The sequence below is a fragment of the Kyrpidia spormannii genome, assembly GCF_002804065.1.
Lineage (GTDB): Bacteria > Bacillota > Bacilli > Kyrpidiales > Kyrpidiaceae > Kyrpidia > Kyrpidia spormannii.
Genome location: NZ_CP024955.1, coordinates 752,386 through 771,604, shown reverse-complemented (window position 1 = coordinate 771,604; position 19,219 = coordinate 752,386). Strand labels below are relative to the sequence as shown.

Below are 19,219 nucleotides of genomic sequence, written 5' to 3'. Positions count from 1 at the left end.
CCCGCCTCCTAGCGATTCAGCAGACTTCCGGTGTAGCGGAGAAGTTCATTCGCACACACCGGGCAATATCCGTGTTCGTCGATCAGCCGGCGGGTGACCTCGTTGATCCTCTTGAGTTGCTGCTCATCCGGCACCGCACTGGTGGTGGTGATTTTGATAACATCTTTCAGGTCGGCGAACAGTTTCTTTTCGATCGCTTCCCGGAGGCGGTCGTGGGACCGGTAATCAAAGGTCTTGCCCTTTCGGGCATAGCTGGAAATCCGAATGAGAATTTCTTCCCGGAAAGGTTTTTTCGCCGTTTCCGACACCCCGATCTGCTCCTCGATGGAACGCATCAAGTTCTCATCGGGTTCCACTTCTTCACCGGTCAGGGGATCCACGAGCTTTTTGAGGTGACAATAGGCTTCGATGTGGTCGAGATAGTTGTTCAGCAACACCTTCGCCTGCTCCTCAAAGGAATAAACGAAGGCCTTTTGGACCTCGTTTTTGGCCATTTCATCGTACTCTTTCCGGGCCAGGGACAACAGGTGCAGGTAACGCTCCCGGTCCTCTTTAGAAATGCTCGGGTGGGTGTCCAGACCTTCTTTGAGCGCCCGAAGCACGTGCAAGGCGTTGATGCAGGAAGTCTCCTGGCGAATCAGGGCGCTGGAGATGCGGTTGATCACGTACCGGGGATCGATGCCGCTCATGCCCTCATCGGGATGCTCCTGTTTGAGCTCTTTCACGTCCGCCTCGCTGTACCCTTCCACATCTTCCCCGTCGTACAGCCGCATTTTTTCCACCAAGCTGATGGGTTTGCTCGTTTCCTTCAAACGGGTCAGCACCGAAAACATGGCGGCCGCCCGAAGCGCATAAGGGGCGATGTGGACGCCCTTGACGTCGCTTTGTTCGATCAATTTCTCATAAATCTTCACTTCGGCGCCGACTTTGAGGTTATAGGGCACCGGCATGACAATGATGCGGGAGTGGAGCGCCTCGTTCTTTTTGTTGTTGATAAAGGACCGGTACTCGGTCTCGTTGGTGTGGGCCACGATCAATTCGTCGGCTGAAATGAGGGCGAAGCGCCCAGCTTTGAAATTTCCTTCCTGGGTGAGGGACAACAAGTTCCAGAGGAATTTTTCATCGCATTTGAGCATTTCCTGGAATTCCATGAGCCCACGGTTCGCCTTGTTCAGCTCCCCGTCGAACCGATAGGCCCGGGGGTCCGACTCCGACCCGTACTCCGCAATGGTGGAAAAATCGATGCTTCCGGTCAAATCGGCGATATCTTGGCTCTTGGGGTCCGAGGGGCTGAAGGTTCCGATCCCCACCCGATCGTCTTCGGAAAATAGCACCCGCTTGACCCGGACCTGATCCACCCGGCCGCCGTACCGCTCCCGGAGATTCAGGCGGCACACCGGACACAGGTGCCCCTCCACCCGGATGCCGAACTCCCGCTCGAACTGCGGGCGCAAGGAATCGGGCACCAGATGCAACGGGTCTTCGTGCATGGGACAGTCCTTGATGGCGTACACGGCGCCGCGATCGGTGCGGGTGTACGCCTCCAGGCCGCGTTTGAGGAGAGTCACGATGGTGGATTTGCCCCCACTCACCGGCCCCATGAGAAGAAGCACCCGTTTGCGGACGTCCAGGCGCCTGGCGGCGGAATGAAAATATTCCTCCACCAGACGTTCGATGGTCTCTTCCAGTCCGAACAGTTCCCGGTCAAAAAAGTGGTACCGGGTGCGCCCCTCCTCCTTCTCCACCCCGGCATCTACAATCATGTTGTAAATCCGGGCGTGGGCGGTTTGAGCCAGATGCGGGTTCTTTTCCACGAGCTCCAGGTACTCGGCAAAAGACCCCTCCCAATTCAGCCGCTGCTCCTCTTCGTGAAAATCCTCAATGAGTTGGAGAATCCCCATGATCCAACCTCCCCTGTCGGGCGGCCCCCTCTCCTTGGGTGTCAAGGTCCTTTCTACGATGATGGCTGCAGTGTGTTCCCGGAGCCGCACCTCGTTCAGAATCTCGTCTCAGTCTCAGTATGGACCCGGATACCCGGAGGTAGACCTGGGCAGTCGAATTATCATGCCCGGGGCAGGGGGTTTTTAACCCGGCAAGTCCATGGGCTCTCCAGAGCTCCTCCACAGGTCCTTGACATTGTTCTGGTACAATGGAGGACAATGACACAGGGAAGCCGGAACGGAAAAAGTGAGGAAAGAAGGGAGAGCAGTGGCGAAGCGCAAACCGAATCTCGAGGAAGTCACGTGGATGCGGGGAGCCGCCATGGGCGTGGTGGTGCTTCTGCACGTTCTGGGATACGCCGTCGCGGTCGTCCCCGGAGCCGGGGGAGATCCCTTTTTGCCCATGGCTTCCGTGGCATCCCTGCGGTTTGCCCGGCAGATCTTTATGGTGATCACCGGGTTCGTCCTGACATACCAGTATTGGGGAAGAACGGTGGAACCCGGGCCGTTTCTGAACCGCCGGGTCCAATCGGTGGTGGTTCCGTATCTGGTGTGGAGTGCCATTTACCTGACGGTCCTGCCGGCCCTGGGTGGCGGAACGGGGATCGATGTTCGAAATGCCTGGGCGGTGATCGAAGCGCTGCTCACCGGAGGCGCCATGTATCACCTGTATTACATCGTGCTGACCCTTCAGTTTTACTTGCTCTTTCCCTGGTGGATTCGCTGGTTTCAGGGACTGGCCCCGGCCCGGCGCCAAGGATGGACGATCCTCCTCGCGGCGGCCGGCCTTGTCTTGTTATACGTGGACTTTCACTGGACCCTTCATTACACCAGTTCAGCCAAGTGGTTTTTATATCGGGACCGGTTTCTCGCCTACTATTTCGTGTATTTTCTGTTCGGATCCGCCCTCGGCGCCGCGGTGGCCCTGGCCGGTCCGGGCCGGCGCCTCGCCCGCAGGAGCGTGTGGCTGGGTTGGATCGCCGCGGGCATCGCAGCCCTCTACGTCGGGACCGTCTTTGTGGTGCGCTTAAAATCGGGATGGTCCTATGCAGGGGCCGTAAACATCATGCAGCCGTCTTATGTATTTTATGGCATCGCCGTGTCCATGGCGCTGTATCTGACTGGCAGGTGGAAACGGGAACACGGACGGGAAGGGGGATGGGTTCACGCCGTGGGCCGCTTCTCCTTCGGCATTTATCTGAGCCATCCCCTGATCCTGTTCCTGTTGGAGCAAAACCTCTTTGCCGGCAGCTCCCATCGCTTCTGGTGGGCGGAAACCGCCCTGTTGTGGGCAATGACGATGGTTTTGTCCTGGCTGCTGATGGCCGGGACGAACCGCGTTCCCGTGCTCGGCTGGTTGCTCGGCAGCGGACAACATGCCCCATGGAACGGAAGGTCCCTCCCCGCCGGGCGATCCCTTTCCTCCTGAATCCCGCGGGCACACGGGCACTACGCCTCGGGAGGTGCGGCCCCCCGAACCGCCAAGGCCGCCAGCTGGGCGCGATTTTTGACGTCGAGCTTGGCCATGATGTTTTTCAAATGGTTTTTGACCGTATTCTCACTAATCGTGAGGGCCTCGGCAATCTCCCGGTTGGACCTGCCCCGGGCGATCAACCCGAGGATCTCCCGTTCCCGGGGAGTGAGCCGTTTGGCCACCTCTGCCGCAGACCCCTGAGCCGGGGAAGCGAGGGTGGTCACCAGCCGGGCAGCCACCTCTCCGGAGATGGGAGAAGCGCCGTCCGCCACGGCCCGCAGGTAACTGATCCAATCCGAGGGATCCAGGCTCTTGACCAGATACCCCTGAGCCCCCACCCTCACCGCCCGCAGCAGATCAGCCGGGTCGTGGGACACGGTCAAGATGACGATCTTGATCTCGGGCAGCCGGTCTTTGAGCATGCGGGTCAGGGCGATGCCGTCCGTTCCCGGCATCCGGATGTCCATGAGAACCAGATCCGGGTGCAGCCCGGGGATCCGCTCCAAGGCTTCCCGGGCGCTTTCCGCCTCTCCGACCACCTCGAAGAACGAGTCCCCTCCGAGAATGGCCCGCACCGCCTGCCGGGCGCGCCGGTTATCGTCCACGATGAACGTTCGGCATCCCATTCCCACACCCCCTCCCGGATGGCTCTACGACCTCGGCCCGGGCCCCAAAAAACCGGGGCCCGAGTGGTCCTTTGGCACGGGCCGCCCGGCCCGTTTCAGCACTTGCTGTACCCGCAAGCTTCACATTCAAAACACCCGCCCTGACGCACCAAAGACATGCGGTGACAGTTCGGACACAGGTCTTTGCCAATGTTGAAACCCCGCAAGGAACGCCCGTTGCCGTTTCCGTGGCCATGATCTCCGTGCCCACCGCCTGTTCCGCGGCCATGTCCATCTCCGGAAGCGTCCTTGCCGTCTGCACCCCCGCCGGTGTCAGGAGCGCCCTGGGATGCGGCCGCATGGTAGACCCCGCCATGGCGGAGGGGAAAAGTTTCCGAGTGCTCGATCAGGGATTTGGCGATGGCATCGGGGACGCTGGTGATCCGTCGCTCCCCGAACCCCACGGCGCTATATCCTCCGATCCCCGAGAAGTGGCGCACCAACACCGCTTCTTTATCCGGATTTTGCGAGTCCATGAGGTACAGGGTGATCGCCCGGCCCAAAGCTTCGTTCGCCGCGTACACGTCGCTGCCCGCTTTCCCGATGTTCACGAAGATCTCCCGGGCCAGGTGGTCTTCCGGGTCGTCGTTGATGGTGATGTACGCAGTGCCGAGGGGCGTTTCCTTCTTGTACGTCGCCCCGTACAGCACATCCGGGCGCTTGCGTTTGACATATTTTGTCGTGTTCGGCCGGCCCGTCCCCGGCGACTCCGCCGCGACCGCCGCCTGAGGCGCCGCGGCACCCGCTTCCACCGCCGCCGTCCCGGTCTGGGCCCCTTCCCCGGCACCCGCCCCCTCTTTCTTGAGCCTGTCCTCGCTCAGGGCCAAGACCTGTTCCGAGCGGGAACCGTCCCGGTAGATGGTCACACCCTTGCACCCGAGATCGTACGCCAGGTCGTACAATTGCTTCGTATCCTCGACGGTATAGGATTCCGGCGCGTTGCAGGTCTTCGAGATGCTGGAGTCGATCCACTTTTGCAATGCCGCCTGCACCCGCACGTGCTCCTCGGGGGTCAACTCCATGGCCGTGACAAAGTAATCCGGGAGGTGCTCCCGGTCCACGCCGGGGTGAAGGGCGAGATAGTCATCGACAATCTGGGCGTTCTCCTCAAACATCCCCAGACGGGAATTGCGAAAATACGACCAGGCATAGTACGGCTCGCACCCGGTGGAACACCCCACCATCGTGCCGGTGGTCCCCGTGGGCGCGATGGTCATGGTGGTCACGTTGCGCACGCCATATTTGCGAATGGCTTCCACGACGTGCGGCCTCTCCGCGGCCATGTGCCGCATGTACCCGGACTGCAGGAACTTCTCGGCGTCGAAGCGGGGGAAGGGACCGTTCTCCTTGGCGAGTTCCACCGACTCCAGGTAGGACCATTCCGCCATCATCCCGATCAGCACATCGATCAGCCGGGTGGACTCCTCGCTGCCATAGCGCACGCCGCAGTGGATCAGCAGATCGTGCAGCCCCATGATGCCGAGGCCCACCCGCCGCTCGCCCAGTTGGTTTTCCCGGTTTTCCTCAAACGGATAGTACGTGGCATCGATCACCGCATCTTGAAAGCGCACACCGGTGCGGACCGTCTCCTCCAGGGCCTCCCAGCGGATGTGGTGGAGGAAAAACTCCGCCCGCTCGTCGTCAAAATGTTTGCGGAGCCACCCGCGGATGTACTCTTCTTTGGTGGGATCCGAAAAGGTCGCCTCCACCCCGCTGTCCTCAAAGCCGGTGGTGAATTTGCTCAGCACCACGGCGCCGAGGTTACAAATCCCAAAGGCCGGCAGCCCCTGTTCCCCGCAGTTGTGGGCGACGATGCCCGAAGCCACCAGGGAGTGGGTTTCCGGTTCACTGACGTCGTAGACCGTCACTTCCTCCCCTGGCTCCACCCCCGCTACGGCGCTATAAAATTTTTCCCGTTTTCGAGAAGGCCGACTGATTCGCTGGAGAGCCTCCTGTTTTCGGGTCACGAGTGCAAACCCGATCTTCTCGGCAAACACCGCCACATTGTTGCCAGACAGAATCAGTTCGTAGAAACCCTTACTCTCGTACACCCGGGATTCACCGGAAATCGTCTGGTACTGGAATTTCGCCTGGTTCCTTTTGGGTCGATCATATATCTTTCCATGTATCCCGAAATTCAATAGCAAAAGTTGCACGTCTTGAAGTAAGCTTTTTGAAGCCGAGGTCATTCGCACGGTGCGGTGATGTTCGTCATTTTCATAAACCGCGCCATCCGAACTGAAAAGAGCCTGAAGAAAGGCTCTCACCGTTTCCCTCGAGGCCTCAAACACCGCCGCGGGCACCCTCTTGTCCTCGGCCCTGACCTGTTTTACCCCTAGAGACAGGAGCCGGTCGCGAAATTCCTTTCTCCACCAGAAAACTTGAAAAACCCCATTCTCCCTTTCGAATACCTTGGCTTCCGCCCCGGATAGCTCCTTGCCGATCCTGATCATCTCCGGAATGACTTCCGCGTCTTCGCGACCAAAGACCATCCCGACATCTCCGCGCTTTGAGATCCAACCATCGCCGACCAACCATCCCAAAAACCAACCCCAATCCCGTCCTAGGCCATCCTTTTCCGGGAACAACCCCTCCCCGGACTGGATGAGAACCAAGTCGCCGGGCTGCAGTTCTCCCGCTTCTTTCCACCCATCCGATGTAAGGAGCCGGTGATCCGGCGTCACTTTCAACTCCATGCCATTTTTCAGCGCCACCTTCACCGTCTGTTTTCGTCCCGTGGGAAAGACTACAGCCGGTCGTGGCGACACCCCGGGCACCGCGTAGGATCGACCGTTGACCACTTCGACCCGGCGATGAACGCGGTCATCCGTCAGGACCTTAAACGGCGCCGAACCGACCCGATGATAGAGGTCCTCGAGGCGCAGATAGCCAAATTCCGTCGCGACCCGAGTATCCGGGTGGAAACAAGGGTTTGTGGCGATGATTGGGTTATAATACCAACTATTGCTCATGGCGTTGTAGCGCCCGAGGAAAACCACGCCGGGTTCGGCGGATTTCCACGCGGAGGTGATGATTTCCTCCCACAACTCCTCCGCCGGAAGGGTCTCGGTGACCACCAATTCCCGACCCGTAGCCTCCCAGCGGCCGAAGTCGCCATCGAAATCGTCCATCTCCTCCATCCGGGGAAATCCTAAACTCCAATCACCGCCCTGCTGTTTCACCTGCATGAACTCTTCGGAGATACCCACCGAAACATTGGCCCCGGTGATCACCCCTTCGACCTGCTTGGCTTGGATGAACCGGTGAAGATCGGCGTGGCGGTCGTTCAGGATCAACATCAGGGCCCCCCGCCGGGATCCTCCTTGGAGGGTCAATTGGCAGCCCACCGACATGATTTCCCCGACCCCCACTGGGCCAAAACCATCTCCGAACACCTGGTTCCCCTTATCGTAAAGGATCCCCCAGGAGTACGCCCCGGAACTCCGCCCGTTAACCCCTTTCACGTACGTGTAACGAGGGCGCAGGGAAGACAGGATCACCGCCGTCCGGCGGCCCCGGGCCATTTCCTCCCACATATCCCCCAGGGTCTCGGCGATGGTACCCCGGCTATCCCCGGGTACCAATACAGTACCCAGCACCTCTTCGGTCATCACCACGCCGGATTCGAGGATTTTGTCGTACACCGTCAGGGCGGGTACCGTGGTGCCATATTTGACTGGCAGATCCTGTTTCATCCATTTGGCCAAATCCCCGTCCCACAGGTCGTCGTATCCGTCGAAAGAGGAATCCGGGAACACAAAGGTCCAGTCGGCCCGGTCCTCTACGGCTTGCAAGAACGCCCGGTTGACCCGAACCACCTTGGTGCTGTGAGGATAGGACTCTTGCAGAAAATCAAAGAGGTCCGGGTGCCAAACGTCCAGCACCAATTGCAGGTGAGACCGCCGGGGACCCTTTGACACGGGAATGAGACTGCCCCGGGGAGGTATTCGGGAGAGGTTCATGCCCACCCCGCCGGAGCGGGCCTGGATCTCCAAGGTCTGGCCAAAGGATTTCGCGTAATCTCGCAGCCGGGGGCCGACACTGGGGATGACAAAGCAGTTGTAACTGGTGGTCTGGAAACCCGTGCCCATCGAGGCGTTGATGCGCCCGCCGGGGACATATTTCCATCCGCTCTGCAGTTGATAAAACCGCTCTTCCCACAGTCCCGGGTCCTTGGTCACCGCCGCCGCCCCTTTGGCAATTCGCCGCCACATTTCCCGGGGTGACTGCTCCTTTAGCACGTCGAGGTCGTCGTAAGACTGCTCAATGCGATGACCATCCCGAAGTTCCACCACAGCGGTGCGCCGGGAGGGGTCGACGGTGACGACCTTGCCCAGCTCGTGGTAGGCCCGCTTTTTGTCAATTACGGCGACGACAAGGCTGCCGGGTTTCAGCGACTCCTTTTTCGCGTCTTTCAGCAAATACCGATCTGCCACAATCCTTTCCCCGGTGGGTGAGAGGCGGTCCTCCTCGGTGAACGGCAGCATGGTCCGATCCTTTTGTTCCATCACAACCCTTGACCCCTCTCTTTGTCCAGGAGCGGAAGAATTTCCCGAAGAAATGTCTCCACGTCTTTAAATTCGCGGTATACACTGGCAAAGCGGACATAGGCCACCTGGTCGACCTCCCGGAGGACAGCCATGACCCGCTCACCGATCTGGTTCGTGGTCACCTCACGCTCAAACGCCTGGCGCAAATCCCGTTCCACCCGATCCACCATAGCATCGATGGTTTCCGAGGTGATGGGGCGCTTTTCACAGGCTTTGAGCAGACCGCGGCGGAGTTTCTCCCTGGAAAAAGTCTCCCGCATCCCGTCTTTTTTGATAACCTGAAGGGGGGAGACCTCCACCCGCTCGTACGTCGTAAACCGGCGGCCGCAGGCGAGACATTCCCGCCGCCGGCGCACGGCATCGGCGGTCGTGCGGCTCTCAATCACCTTTGAATCCCCATGCGCGCAATAGGGACACTGCATAGTGTTTCCCCCTCGAAATCATGCAAATCCAACACTATATGTAGTGTGGTGGACAAGTCCCATTGTAACGAGTTCTCCTTCCTCCCTCAACGGGCACAAGAGAACGAAATCCATAAAAAAAAAGCCCAGGCTGCCCCACAGGCCCCCAGGCGACCCGTTACGCCGTTACGCTTCCGTCCGGCTTCCGAATTCGAAAGCCACCTCCAGGGTTCCGTGGTAGGGGACATATTCCACCCGGGAGACCATGAGCCGCATCAACCGGTGCCGCTTTACCGGATCATCCGGGTACAAAGAGAGGGCCCCTTCCACTTCGGAAAATAGATTACCGACCTCCACCCCGCTCCGGGCGGCGAGATCCAGGGCCGAAGCGATCAGCCGCCCGTAATCCAGTTCCTGTTTGAGCACCGCATCGAGAGCGTGCAGGATGGCTTCTTCCACCCGCCAGAGGGGTACCGATGCCCGACAATGGGGGCAGACGTACTCCTGCCGATCCCGCCCTCGGTACATCGGCAGTCCCTCACACCGGCAGTACAACAACCCATCCATCCCGCTCCCCCCCTTGGATGCCCTAGCGTTGCGCGCGGAGTTCCTTTCTCATGCGGATATGGGGAATCCCGGCGTCGATAAACTCTTCTCCCTCGGCCTCGTACCCGAGTCTTTCGTAGAATCCCCGAGCATGGACCTGGGCATCCAGAACGATGGTTCTTTGCCCTTCCCGTTCGGCAATCTCTTCAAGAATGCCGATGACCCGGCTCCCCAGCCCCCTCCGTCGATGGCCGGGCAAAACCGCCATGCGACCGATCTTCATCGTCTTCTCCCCATAAGGGATCATCCGGGCCGCCCCCACCGGGGAGCCCGACTCGATGACCACAATGTGAACCGTTCGCGGATCCTCGTCCCACTCGTCCAACTCCAGGTCCTCGGGTACTTCTTGCTCTTCAATAAAGACCTTGCGGCGAACCGCCAAGGCTTTGTCTTTATCTGCCGGATCCCGCACGACCATCACTTGGATCAAGCGTATCCCTTCCCCATCCCAAGATCTTCTTTTATTGTACCACGTGCGCGACGTCCCGTCCGCTCCCTTCCCCTAGGCCGGGTCCCTTTAGACGACAGCCTTCGCGCCACTGTGATGCACCTCACAGACGTGCAACCCCGCCAACCTGAATAATGAAGGCATCAGCCTGATTTTTTCGGGAGGGAAGAGGATGGAAAACCGTTACGCCGCTGTGCTCGATGTGCGCCGGTTCGCTCCTGCGGACAAACACCGGACGATCTTTTTCGTCTGGGAGGCGCTGCCACCGGGAGAACAACTGCTCCTGATTAACGATCACGATCCCAAGCCGCTCTATTACCAATTCTCGGCAGAACAAACGAATCGGTTTGACTGGAACTACGTTGAAGAAGGCCCGACGGAGTGGAGGGTGCAACTGGGGAAGCGGTGAGAAAACTCGGATCAAAGCGGTTCGGGAATCCCCCGCGGCTTTCGTCGAGGGCCCGACCGCCCGTTTTTCGGGGCTGGAGGAGGATTGATGATGAGGAGGATTGTCGATTTAGACGTCCGGGACATGCTTCGGGCGAAGCAAGAGCCCTTTGAACGCATTATGGAAACGGTTAGCTGCCTGGAACCGGAGGACGTATTCCAACTGCATGCGACTTTTCGTCCCGACCCCTTAATCCGAGTTCTGGGGCGGCAAGGGTATCGGAGTACGGTTGTCCAAGAAAGCGAAGAGCATTTTATCGTGCAGTTCTATCGGGAGGAGACGGAGCGGCCCTTCTTCCGCCTCGACAACCGCGGGCTGGAGCCGCCGGAGCCCATGATGCGGACCCTGAACTTTTTAGAGCAACATTCCGAATGCCGAGCCGGTGAACTGGGACTCGAAATCTGGAATGAGCGAGTGCCCGCCTTCCTGCTCCCTGAACTGGAAGAACGAGGATATCGCTACGATATTGAGCAGGAAGAGAGTGGAACAGTCCGGGTCAAGATTTATCGAGCCCAGTGACGGAGGGGCCTGTTAGTCGGCGATTGTAAGGGACGTACTCCATCCGCCTGGGCCAAAATCGGAACAGTGGAGGAGGTGCCATTATGTCTACGACCAAACCAGAACGGCCGACGGAAGCCAGTGCGGGTCGGGCGGCGTCCCCAGGCGCCCGGGGGGATCCCGCAGAGGTTCGGGTTACAGCGTCCAGACCGCCGGGTGGACGGGCATCTGCACCCGGGATGTTACCCCCGGGAGTGACGGATTACTCTCCAGCATTTTCTCTACCTATGCGGTACCTGCTCCTGGGGTTGGTCGGTTTCGCGGTGTTTGCCGGGGATCTCCTCATTCAGTCCCTTCGGGGATTCCAGGGCGGCCTGTTCGGGGGGGGCGGGGATCGCCTTAACCCATTTGTTGACCCTGGGTTCCTTGCTGTCCTTCGTCATGGGGGCCGTGTACCAATTGGAAAGTGTTGCCTTTTTGATCCCCATTGCTTCGGAACAGGCGGCAAAGTGGAACTTTTGGCTCTACGCGGTGTCCACAGCAGGGCTCGCAGCATCGATGGCCGCCTGGTGGAATCCGGGACTGTTATTGAGCGGCGCGGCCGCGACGATCTCCATTGGCGGTTACGCAGGAATTGTCAGCGCCTCGCTCAAAAAGGCACCAAATCGCGACGCCATGTTCCGGTTTGTGCGCTCGGCCCACGTGTACCTACCCCTGGCGGTGACCGTAGGATGGCTGCTCATCGTCGCCCCTCGCGTTCCCGGGCTGCGCAACTGGATCGAGGCCCTTCTGGTCACCCACATCGTGCTCGCCGCCGGCGGTTTCTTCACATTCTTGATTATTGGTTTCAGTTTTAAGCTGCTGCCGATGTTCACCCTTTCCCACGGTTTTTCGGTGCGCTTGCGGGATTGGACCTTCGGCTTCGCCCATGCCGCCATCTGGCTGATCATCCTCGGCGCCTGGACCCATGTCGCCCCCGTGACGGTACTCGGGGGCATCGCGGGGTTGGCGACCTTTGCCTTGCACCTGTTCCACCTGCGGGAGATCCTGGCTAAACGGCTGCGCAAAAAGATAGAGCCTACCCTTCGCGCCGTGATTGTCGCGGGTGCCGCCGGACTCATCGGATCCGCCGGGTTCATTCTCGCCCCTGGCATTCGAAGCCCGAAGGTATGGGCCGGTGTGGCCGCCTTGTATCTCCTCGGCTGGATGACTTTAGCCGTTATGGGCTACGCGTACAAAATTGTTCCGTTTTTGATCTGGACCCGCCGGTACAGCCAAAGGGCGGGAAAGGAAAAGGTTCCGTTGATCGGCGATCTGATCTCCCCCGAGCAGCCCCGGCCGGTGCTTTGGGCATTTGCCGTGGGACTGATCGTACTCACCGCGGGCATCGCCTGGATGCAGTCCTGGGCGGCGGCCGCGGGAGGAACGGTTGTGTCCCTGGCCCTGGGGGTCTTTTGCTTTCACCTTTTGACGGTAGTCGACCTCGGCAAGATCGGAAGGGAGATGCGCGGCAATGACTGACCAGGATATCCTCCGGGAGGCTCTGAAGATGGTGTTGGACCCGGAGATCGGGATCAATGTCGTCGATCTCGGTTTGATCTATGGAATCGAAGAGCCGGAAGAAGGGGTCGTCCTCATCCGCATGACAATGACGACCCCGGGGTGTCCGGCTCACACCAGTCTGAGCGAAGCCGTACGCCGGGCCGTGGCCCGGGTGCCGGGGGTTGAAAAGGCAGTGGTGGAAGTGGTCTGGGACCCTCCCTGGACGCCGGAGCGCCTATCCGAGGCGGCCCGGGCCCGATTGGGGTGGTAATCGAAAGTGGGGAAGGATGGGCGTCGCGGCCGACCCTCAGGACCCGGACGGCCCGACGCCTCCTGCGTATATCGGTTCCGACCGGACTCCGTCGACTGCAGCGGTAAACCGCACCGGACGCTCGTCGACCACTGTGTCGAGATGAACGGTGGTCCCCCACAGCCGCCGCACGGCCATCAGCGCTTTTTTGAGGTGTTTCAGGTCTAGGGGCACACCCTCGTAGCGATGGTGCAACACCAACTCCCCCCGGGGCGACTCCCCGGCTACTTCTAACGTCGGGAGCCCCCCGTGCACCCGTTCGGCCACTAAAGCGTCCCGGACCCGCCGCCAGTCTTTCTCCATCACCCGGAGCTCCCCCCGGGCCGCCTCCCACAGGTAGAGATCCTGTTCTTCAACCAATGACTCGGTCAAATAATTTCGCAGAAAGGAAACGTCTGTCTCCCCTTCCCGAATCTCGAACAGCCGCTCCAGGTCTTCCCCCTGAGCTTCATAAATGGCCAACCCCAGGCGATACGGATTGATGGAATAGCCCCCGGGCTGCGTCACCTGGCTGTGCATCCGGGCGAATTCCAAGGCCTCGTCCGGAGGAAGATCCATCTCCCGCATGATCCGCAAATGCCAGTAGGTGGCCCATCCTTCATTCATAATCTTCGTCTCGAGCTGCGGCCAGAAATACCGCATTTCCTCCCGGAGAGCAGCGAGAATATCCCGCTGCCAATCTTCGAGTTCGGGGCTGTACTCGATGAGATAAGCGGGGATGTCTTCCCGCAGTCTGTCTCGTTTGGCGCGCCCCCCTTCCCTCCCCTCCTCGGCTTCCCGGGGTGGCCGACCGGGCCCCACCGGGGAGGGCGGAGGCGTATGCTCCGCCACCACCAAAGCATCGTCCAAAAACGCTTCCACGGTGTCTTCCCCATGAACCATTTCATAACGTCGAATCCGCTCCGCATAAACCGACATCCGTTCCACCATGTCCCGGGGCGTGGTGGAAAAGTGGACATTATTGCGAAAGAAATCGGAGTGGGCGAGAACGTGGGCCACGATCAGCTTATTCTGAAGGAGAGTATTGGTATCCAATAAAAAGGCATAACAAGGATCACCATTGATCACCAGTTCATAGATCTTGCTGAGCCCCGTGTCATACTGCAGTTTCATCCGCTCGAAAGCTTTGCCAAAACTCCAATGAGCAAATCGGGTGGGCATCCCGTAGGCGCCAACGGCATAGACGACGTCAGCCGGGCAGATCTCATAGCGCATCGGAAACGGACGGAGTCCAAAAGATTCGGCGATATCAGTCATGCGCTCGATTACTTCCTCCAAACGATCCAAATCCCCACGTGGCACGTTAACCCCCCCTGTTTCCGGCGGATTCGTCCTCCCCTGGTGATATCCCCGATCCTCGACTCGGTCGATGTTCACGACACATCCCGACTCGGAGCGAAGAAACTGGCCAAGGCTCTGTATACGTCCTCCCGATCCCGGATCGCAGAGAGGCGGAGATGGGGAGCCTGGATCCGGCGAAATTCTTCCATAAGCCGACTCTCCCGTCCATGGGAGATCACTTCGGCATACCCCATGGCGCTGGAATACTCAAGCAGTCGCTCGGCCAGCTCCACCGTGCGGGGATTGTCGGAGCCGAGGTTATCCCCGTCGGTGAAATGAAACGGGTAGATGTTGTGGCTCGCCGGCGGGTAGCGCCGCTCCACCAGCTCCAAGGCGAGTTCATAGGCGGAGGAACACCGGGTCCCCCCGCTTTCCCCTTTGTTGAAAAATTCCTCTTCGCTGACTTCCTTCGCTTCGACGTGATGGGCGATAAAAGCGATCTCCACTTTCCGGTAGTTGCGCCGAAGAAATCGGACCATCCAGAAATAAAACGAACGGGCAACATATTTTTCAAAAGTCCCCATGGAGCCGGACGTGTCCATCATGGCGATGACCACGGCGGCGGTCTCCGGCTTTTTCACTTCGTCCCAGGTCTTGAAGCGAAGATCGTCCGGCTGCAGGTCGATGATCGCTCCCCGGCCCTCCCGGGCATTGCGGCGCATCGCCTCCAGGATCGTTCGCTTCTTGTCGAGGTTTGCCATCATTCCTTGTTTGCGGATATCGGTGAACTCAATGTGGTCCACCTCCATGTCCCGGCGGTCTTTCGGCCTGCGATTCGGGAGCTCCCAGGACTCGAACAAGATATTTTCCAGCTCTTCGAGACTCACTTCGGTCTCGTAATAATCCACCCCCGGTGCGTCGCCGGCTTGACCCGCCCCTTGGCCCCTGGCGCCCGGCATGCGACCGATCACGTCTCCGGGCTTGGTCCCCCCTTGCCCTTGGCCCACCCGAGGCCCCTTATCCCACTGATATCGAAAGCGGTATTCTTCCAGGGAGCGAATCGGCACCCGAAAAACGGTTCCGCCCCGGGACAGGACGATGCTCTCCTCGGTGACGAGATCCGCTAAGCGCTCCCGGATCGCCCGGCGTACCTTCTCCCGATGCCGCTCCTGGTCGATCTGGCCTTTTCGGTGCAAGCTCCAGTCATCGTGGGTGAGAGAAAACGGCGTACGCCCCATCCTCATTCCCTCCCTCCGTGGCTCAGCGATTGAGCAAACTGCCTGTGTATTGCAACAATTCGTTCGCGCACACTGAACAGTATCCGTGGTGCTCGATCAATCGACGGCCGACATCGTTGATCCGCTTCAGTTGTTCTTCGTCTGGCGTCTTCGTCGACGTGGTGATTTTAATGACATCCTTCAAATCAGCGAACAGCTTTTTCTCGATGGCCTCCTTCAACGCGGGGTGTGACGTATACTCGAAGCGCTTACCCTTGCGGGCGTACATCGATAGGCGAATGAGAATCTCCTCGCGGAAAGATTTTTTCGCGTTCTCGGTGACGCCGATTTGCTCTTCGATGGAACGCATCAGCTTTTCATCGGGGTCCATCTCTTCCCCGGTTATAGGATCACGAATCTTCTGCCAGCTACAAAACGCCTCCACGTTGTCCAGATAATTCTCCAGTAATGTCCGGGCGGATTCCTCGAAAGAATACACAAAGGCCCGCTGGACTTCCCGCTTGGCGATTTCGTCGTACTCCCGTCTCGCCAGGGCGATGAGATTGGTGAGTCGCTCTCGTTCTTCCGGCGTGATCGAAGGGTGCTGGTCAAAGCCATCTTTCAGGGACTTGAGAATGTCGAGCGGCCCGAGACACGGAGCGTCAGAACGGATCAGGGCACTGGAGATGCGATTCATCACGTAGCGCGGGTCGACCCCGAACATCCCCTCGTCCGGCGCTTCAGCCCGGAGTTCGGCCACGTCTTTGTCTTGAACCCCCTCCACCGCCTCGCCGTCGTACAGGCGCATCTTTTTTACGAGATCCATCCCCGCCCGCTTCGACTCCCGCAATCGGGTCATCACCGTGAACATGGCCGCCGTTCGCAAGGCATAGGGGGCGAGATGAATGTGGCGCAACTCACTTTGCCCGATCAGCTTTTGATAAATCTTTTCCTCCTCGCTGACCTTGAGGTTGTAAGGAATGGGCATAACGATCATTCGAGAATGCAGAGCTTCATTTTTCTTATTGCTGATGAAAGCCCGGTACTCCGTTTCGTTCGTATGCGCCACGATCAACTCATCTGCGGAGATCAGGGCGAACCGTCCCGCTTTAAAATTCCCTTCTTGGGTGAGGCTCAGCAGGTTCCACAGGAATTTCTCGTCACTTTTCAGCATCTCCTGGAATTCCATAATTCCGCGGTTGGCCTTGTTGAGCTCCCCGTCAAATCGGTAAGCCCTGGGATCCGACTCCGACCCGTATTCGGCGATGGTGGAAAAATCAATGCTCCCCGTCAGATCGGCGATATCCTGGCTCTTGGGATCCGAGGGACTGAACGTCCCGATCCCCACCCGGCGATTCTCCGAAAACACCACCCGCTCCACTCGCACATCTTCAATGCGGCCGCCGTATTCGTTCTCCAACCGCAATTGACATTGAGGACACAGGTCACCTTCGATAAACACCCCGAGCTCCTCTTCCACCTCCCGCCGGAGCGGGCCGGGAATGAGGTGCAGCGGTTCTTCGTGCATGGGGCAGCCGGCGATGCCATAGACCGCCCCTTCATCCGTTCGGGTATATTCCTCGAGCCCTCGCTTCAGGAGCGCCACCACCGTGGACTTTCCGCCGCTGACGGGTCCCATCAGCAAGAGCAGTCTTTTGCGTACATCCAGCCTTTTGGCCGCAGGATGAAAATACTCCTCGACCAGCCTCTCCAACGCCTCGTCCAGCCCGAACAACTCCCGGGAGAAAAAGGCGTATCGCTTGTGCCCATCCACGATCTCCACCCCGGCCGACACGATCATTTCGTAGATCCGGGCATGGGCGGGCTGGGCGATGCGGGGGTTTTTCCGCACCAGGTCCAAATAATCCAGAAACGTTCCCTCCCAAGCCAGACTCTCCTCCCGGCGACGATAAGCATCGAGTTTTGAGCGGAGATCCATTGTCGTTCTCTCCTTCGCTGAATAGATAGAAAAACGCCACACGGTTTCAACGACGCCTGTCCGGCACCACCGGCGCTAAGGCTACCCTGTGACGTAGTTGTGATACTAAAATTCGACAAAGAGAGGCAAAATCCTACTTGAGATTTTTGAACTTTTGACCTGCACTCGTCTTGTCCACAATTCCTTCACAACCCTTGATCTGCATGGTGAGAAAAAGGAATGGTAAAATAAGAATCGTAGGCAAATGGGGCCGGTCTGAAACCGGCGAGGAGGGGGACCATGAAATATCGCACCATACCCGGAACGGACATTCGGGTTTCTGAAGTAGGGTTCGGAGTGTGGTCGGTGGCGACCACGTGGTGGGGAGTCCGCGATCAAAACACCGCCCTGCGGCTGCTGCATCAGGCCTTCGATGCGGGGGTCACTTTTTTTGATACCGCCGATGTCTATGGCACCGGTAAGGGAGAGACGATCCTGGCCGAAGCGTTTCCCGGGAAACGCGATCGGATTATCATCGGCACGAAGTTCGGTTATGACATTTACAGCAATCCGGGTGAGCGAACGGGGATGTCCGAGCTTCCGCAGAAGTGGACGCCGGAATTCATCCGCTTTGCGTGCGAACAGAGCCTGAAACGGCTTGGGACCGATTATATCGATATTTACCAGTTGCACAACACCCGCATGTCCACACTGCAACAGGATATTATCTTTGAGACCCTTGAGCGTCTCAAAGACGAAGGGAAGATCCGCGCCTACGGGCCGGCTTTGGGGCCGGATATTGGTTGGCGGAACGAAGGGTTGTACGCCCTGGAGAACCGATCCATCCACGTCATGCAGGTCATTTACAACCTGTTGGAGCAATGGCCCTCCCTGGACCTGTTTGAGCCTGCGGAACGGAACCACGTCGGCTTGATCGTCAGGGTTCCCCACGCATCCGGGCTGCTCGACGGCACATATAACCCGGAAAAACACTTTGATAAATCAGATCATCGCAATCACCGGAAACATGAGTGGATGGGGCGTGGATTGCAAGCGGTGGAGAAGCTCCGGTTCTTGACCGCGGGCACCGGCCGCACCCTGGGCCAGGCGGCGATTCAATTCGCCCTCGCCCAGCCCTCGGTGGTGACGGTGTTGCCGAATTTCACCAGTGAGGCCAATGTCGCCGAATTTACCGCGGCCCCGGATGTGCCGCCCCTCACCGAGGAGGAACAGGCGCGGATCCGCACACTGTGGGACCAAGAACTTCGGGAGTTGCTCGATCAACCCTATGCCGACAGCGAGAAAAAACCGATCCCCGTGGCCCGTTAAGGACAAGAGCGCCTTGGGTGCACAATGCCCAGGGCGCTTTGCGGTCCTTATGAGCCATGGAATACACCTGGCCCCGGTATGTTTTCGAGAGAAGGGGTTACGCCCGTCCGCCGACCGATTCAGCTGGTGCCGGAACCACGGTCCGCGTCTCACCGTTTAGGGTGTAACGGATTTCAAAATCGGCATTCAAGGAATTCAGCGCCGAGCAGTAAGTGTGATAGGACAACTCCACGGCTCGCTTGACCTTTTCGTGGGTCAGGTCTGGCCCGTCGAGGACGTAATCGATGGTGATCTTTGTAAAACGCTGTGGATGTTTCTCCGCTCGTTCCGCATTCAACGTCATCTCGAACCGGTCGATGTGGAGACGCATTTTCTCCAAGATCATGGCGATGTCGATTCCGGTGCATCCTCCGACCCCCATGAGCAGCATTTCCATCGGCCGTACGCCGCTGCCCTCACCGCCCGCCGACTCCGCCGCGTCGATTCGTACCGTGTGACCGCTGGTCTGCCCCAAGGCCTCGAAAGCCCGTTTCCCCAGCCATTTGACGTCCACCCGCAAGCCAAACCCTCCCTTGGTGTCACCTCTGAGAAA

16 protein-coding genes are annotated in these 19,219 nt (G+C 59.0%); 6 read left to right on the top strand and 10 right to left on the bottom strand.

Going from position 1 to position 19,219, the window contains the following annotated elements:
- Positions 1-8 precede the first annotated feature (8 nt).
- Positions 9-1,901, bottom strand: coding sequence for a PrkA family serine protein kinase (locus CVV65_RS03790; protein WP_100667008.1), 1,893 nt, complete (start codon positions 1,899-1,901; stop codon positions 9-11).
- A 307-nt stretch (positions 1,902-2,208) separates the two neighbouring features.
- On the opposite strand from CVV65_RS03790, the gene CVV65_RS03785 reads away from it, so the two are divergent.
- A complete protein-coding gene (locus CVV65_RS03785; RefSeq protein ID WP_100667007.1) occupies positions 2,209-3,369 on the top strand; it encodes an acyltransferase in 1,161 nt (386 codons plus the stop codon).
- A 20-nt stretch (positions 3,370-3,389) separates the two neighbouring features.
- Here CVV65_RS03785 and CVV65_RS03780 read toward each other — a convergent pair whose 3' ends face one another.
- The 5 genes from CVV65_RS03780 to CVV65_RS03760 form a co-directional block, all read right to left on the bottom strand.
- Positions 3,390-4,040 carry a response regulator gene (locus CVV65_RS03780; protein ID WP_100667006.1) on the bottom strand — a complete coding sequence of 217 codons (651 nt, stop codon included), beginning with the start codon at positions 4,038-4,040 and terminating at the stop codon, positions 3,390-3,392.
- A gap of 95 nt (positions 4,041-4,135) precedes the next feature.
- A complete protein-coding gene (locus CVV65_RS03775; RefSeq protein WP_100669150.1) occupies positions 4,136-8,587 on the bottom strand; it encodes an LAGLIDADG family homing endonuclease in 4,452 nt (1,483 codons plus the stop codon).
- Positions 8,587-9,051: a transcriptional regulator NrdR gene (gene nrdR, locus CVV65_RS03770; RefSeq protein WP_013074508.1), complete on the bottom strand. Its 465-nt coding sequence runs from the start codon at positions 9,049-9,051 to the stop codon at positions 8,587-8,589. The genes CVV65_RS03775 and nrdR overlap by 1 nt, the downstream gene beginning before the upstream one ends.
- Positions 9,052-9,216: 165 nt before the next feature.
- Positions 9,217-9,597, bottom strand: a complete 381-nt coding sequence (locus CVV65_RS03765) for a hypothetical protein (RefSeq protein WP_013074507.1) — start codon at positions 9,595-9,597, stop codon at positions 9,217-9,219.
- Between the two features lie 22 nt (positions 9,598-9,619).
- Positions 9,620-10,057, bottom strand: coding sequence for a GNAT family N-acetyltransferase (locus CVV65_RS03760; RefSeq protein ID WP_232796755.1), 438 nt, complete (start codon positions 10,055-10,057; stop codon positions 9,620-9,622).
- A 199-nt stretch (positions 10,058-10,256) separates the two neighbouring features.
- Here CVV65_RS03760 and CVV65_RS03755 point away from each other — a divergent pair, with 199 nt between their 5' ends.
- The 4 genes from CVV65_RS03755 to CVV65_RS03740 all read left to right on the top strand — a co-directional run bounded on the left by CVV65_RS03755 (position 10,257) and on the right by CVV65_RS03740 (position 12,843).
- Positions 10,257-10,493: a DUF2249 domain-containing protein gene (locus CVV65_RS03755; RefSeq protein ID WP_100667005.1), complete on the top strand. Its 237-nt coding sequence runs from the start codon at positions 10,257-10,259 to the stop codon at positions 10,491-10,493.
- Positions 10,494-10,583: 90 nt separating this feature from the next.
- Positions 10,584-11,051, top strand: coding sequence for a DUF2249 domain-containing protein (locus tag CVV65_RS03750; protein ID WP_100667004.1), 468 nt, complete (start codon positions 10,584-10,586; stop codon positions 11,049-11,051).
- A 429-nt stretch (positions 11,052-11,480) separates the two neighbouring features.
- Positions 11,481-12,551, top strand: a complete 1,071-nt coding sequence (locus CVV65_RS03745; RefSeq protein WP_198592119.1) for a hypothetical protein — start codon at positions 11,481-11,483, stop codon at positions 12,549-12,551.
- Positions 12,544-12,843, top strand: coding sequence for a metal-sulfur cluster assembly factor (locus CVV65_RS03740; protein WP_100667002.1), 300 nt, complete (start codon positions 12,544-12,546; stop codon positions 12,841-12,843). The genes CVV65_RS03745 and CVV65_RS03740 overlap by 8 nt, the downstream gene beginning before the upstream one ends.
- A gap of 36 nt (positions 12,844-12,879) precedes the next feature.
- Here the strand turns inward: CVV65_RS03740 and CVV65_RS03735 are convergent, their stop codons facing one another.
- The 3 genes from CVV65_RS03735 to CVV65_RS03725 all read right to left on the bottom strand — a co-directional run bounded on the left by CVV65_RS03735 (position 12,880) and on the right by CVV65_RS03725 (position 17,319).
- Positions 12,880-14,184 carry a SpoVR family protein gene (locus CVV65_RS03735; protein ID WP_100669148.1) on the bottom strand — a complete coding sequence of 435 codons (1,305 nt, stop codon included), beginning with the start codon at positions 14,182-14,184 and terminating at the stop codon, positions 12,880-12,882.
- Positions 14,185-14,255: 71 nt separating this feature from the next.
- Entirely contained in the window at positions 14,256-15,401 is a 1,146-nt protein-coding gene (gene yhbH, locus CVV65_RS03730; RefSeq protein ID WP_407928386.1) for a sporulation protein YhbH, read from the bottom strand.
- Positions 15,402-15,423: 22 nt separating this feature from the next.
- A complete protein-coding gene (locus CVV65_RS03725) occupies positions 15,424-17,319 on the bottom strand; it encodes a PrkA family serine protein kinase (protein WP_100667000.1) in 1,896 nt (631 codons plus the stop codon).
- A 279-nt stretch (positions 17,320-17,598) separates the two neighbouring features.
- On the opposite strand from CVV65_RS03725, the gene CVV65_RS03720 reads away from it, so the two are divergent.
- Positions 17,599-18,627, top strand: a complete 1,029-nt coding sequence (locus tag CVV65_RS03720; RefSeq protein ID WP_100666999.1) for an aldo/keto reductase — start codon at positions 17,599-17,601, stop codon at positions 18,625-18,627.
- 97 nt (positions 18,628-18,724) lie between these two features.
- On the opposite strand, the gene CVV65_RS03715 is transcribed toward CVV65_RS03720, so the two are convergent.
- A complete protein-coding gene (locus tag CVV65_RS03715) occupies positions 18,725-19,180 on the bottom strand; it encodes an OsmC family protein (RefSeq protein WP_331250463.1) in 456 nt (151 codons plus the stop codon).
- Positions 19,181-19,219 lie beyond the last annotated feature (39 nt).

Excerpts from the sequence above, each read along its gene's own strand:
- CVV65_RS03755 (WP_100667005.1), top strand. The coding sequence starts at position 10,257 with ATGGAAAACCGTTACGCCGCTGTGCTCGATGTGCGCCGGTTCGCTCCT.
- CVV65_RS03765 (WP_013074507.1), bottom strand. The coding sequence starts at position 9,597 with ATGGATGGGTTGTTGTACTGCCGGTGTGAGGGACTGCCGATGTACCGA.
- nrdR (WP_013074508.1), bottom strand. The coding sequence starts at position 9,051 with ATGCAGTGTCCCTATTGCGCGCATGGGGATTCAAAGGTGATTGAGAGC.
- CVV65_RS03720 (WP_100666999.1), top strand. The coding sequence starts at position 17,599 with ATGAAATATCGCACCATACCCGGAACGGACATTCGGGTTTCTGAAGTA.
- CVV65_RS03780 (WP_100667006.1), bottom strand. The coding sequence starts at position 4,040 with ATGGGATGCCGAACGTTCATCGTGGACGATAACCGGCGCGCCCGGCAG.
- CVV65_RS03750 (WP_100667004.1), top strand. The coding sequence starts at position 10,584 with ATGAGGAGGATTGTCGATTTAGACGTCCGGGACATGCTTCGGGCGAAG.
- CVV65_RS03775 (WP_100669150.1), bottom strand. The coding sequence starts at position 8,587 with ATGGAACAAAAGGATCGGACCATGCTGCCGTTCACCGAGGAGGACCGC.
- yhbH (WP_407928386.1), bottom strand. The coding sequence starts at position 15,401 with ATGGGGCGTACGCCGTTTTCTCTCACCCACGATGACTGGAGCTTGCAC.
- CVV65_RS03790 (WP_100667008.1), bottom strand. The coding sequence starts at position 1,901 with ATGGGGATTCTCCAACTCATTGAGGATTTTCACGAAGAGGAGCAGCGG.
- CVV65_RS03725 (WP_100667000.1), bottom strand. The coding sequence starts at position 17,319 with ATGGATCTCCGCTCAAAACTCGATGCTTATCGTCGCCGGGAGGAGAGT.
- CVV65_RS03740 (WP_100667002.1), top strand. The coding sequence starts at position 12,544 with ATGACTGACCAGGATATCCTCCGGGAGGCTCTGAAGATGGTGTTGGAC.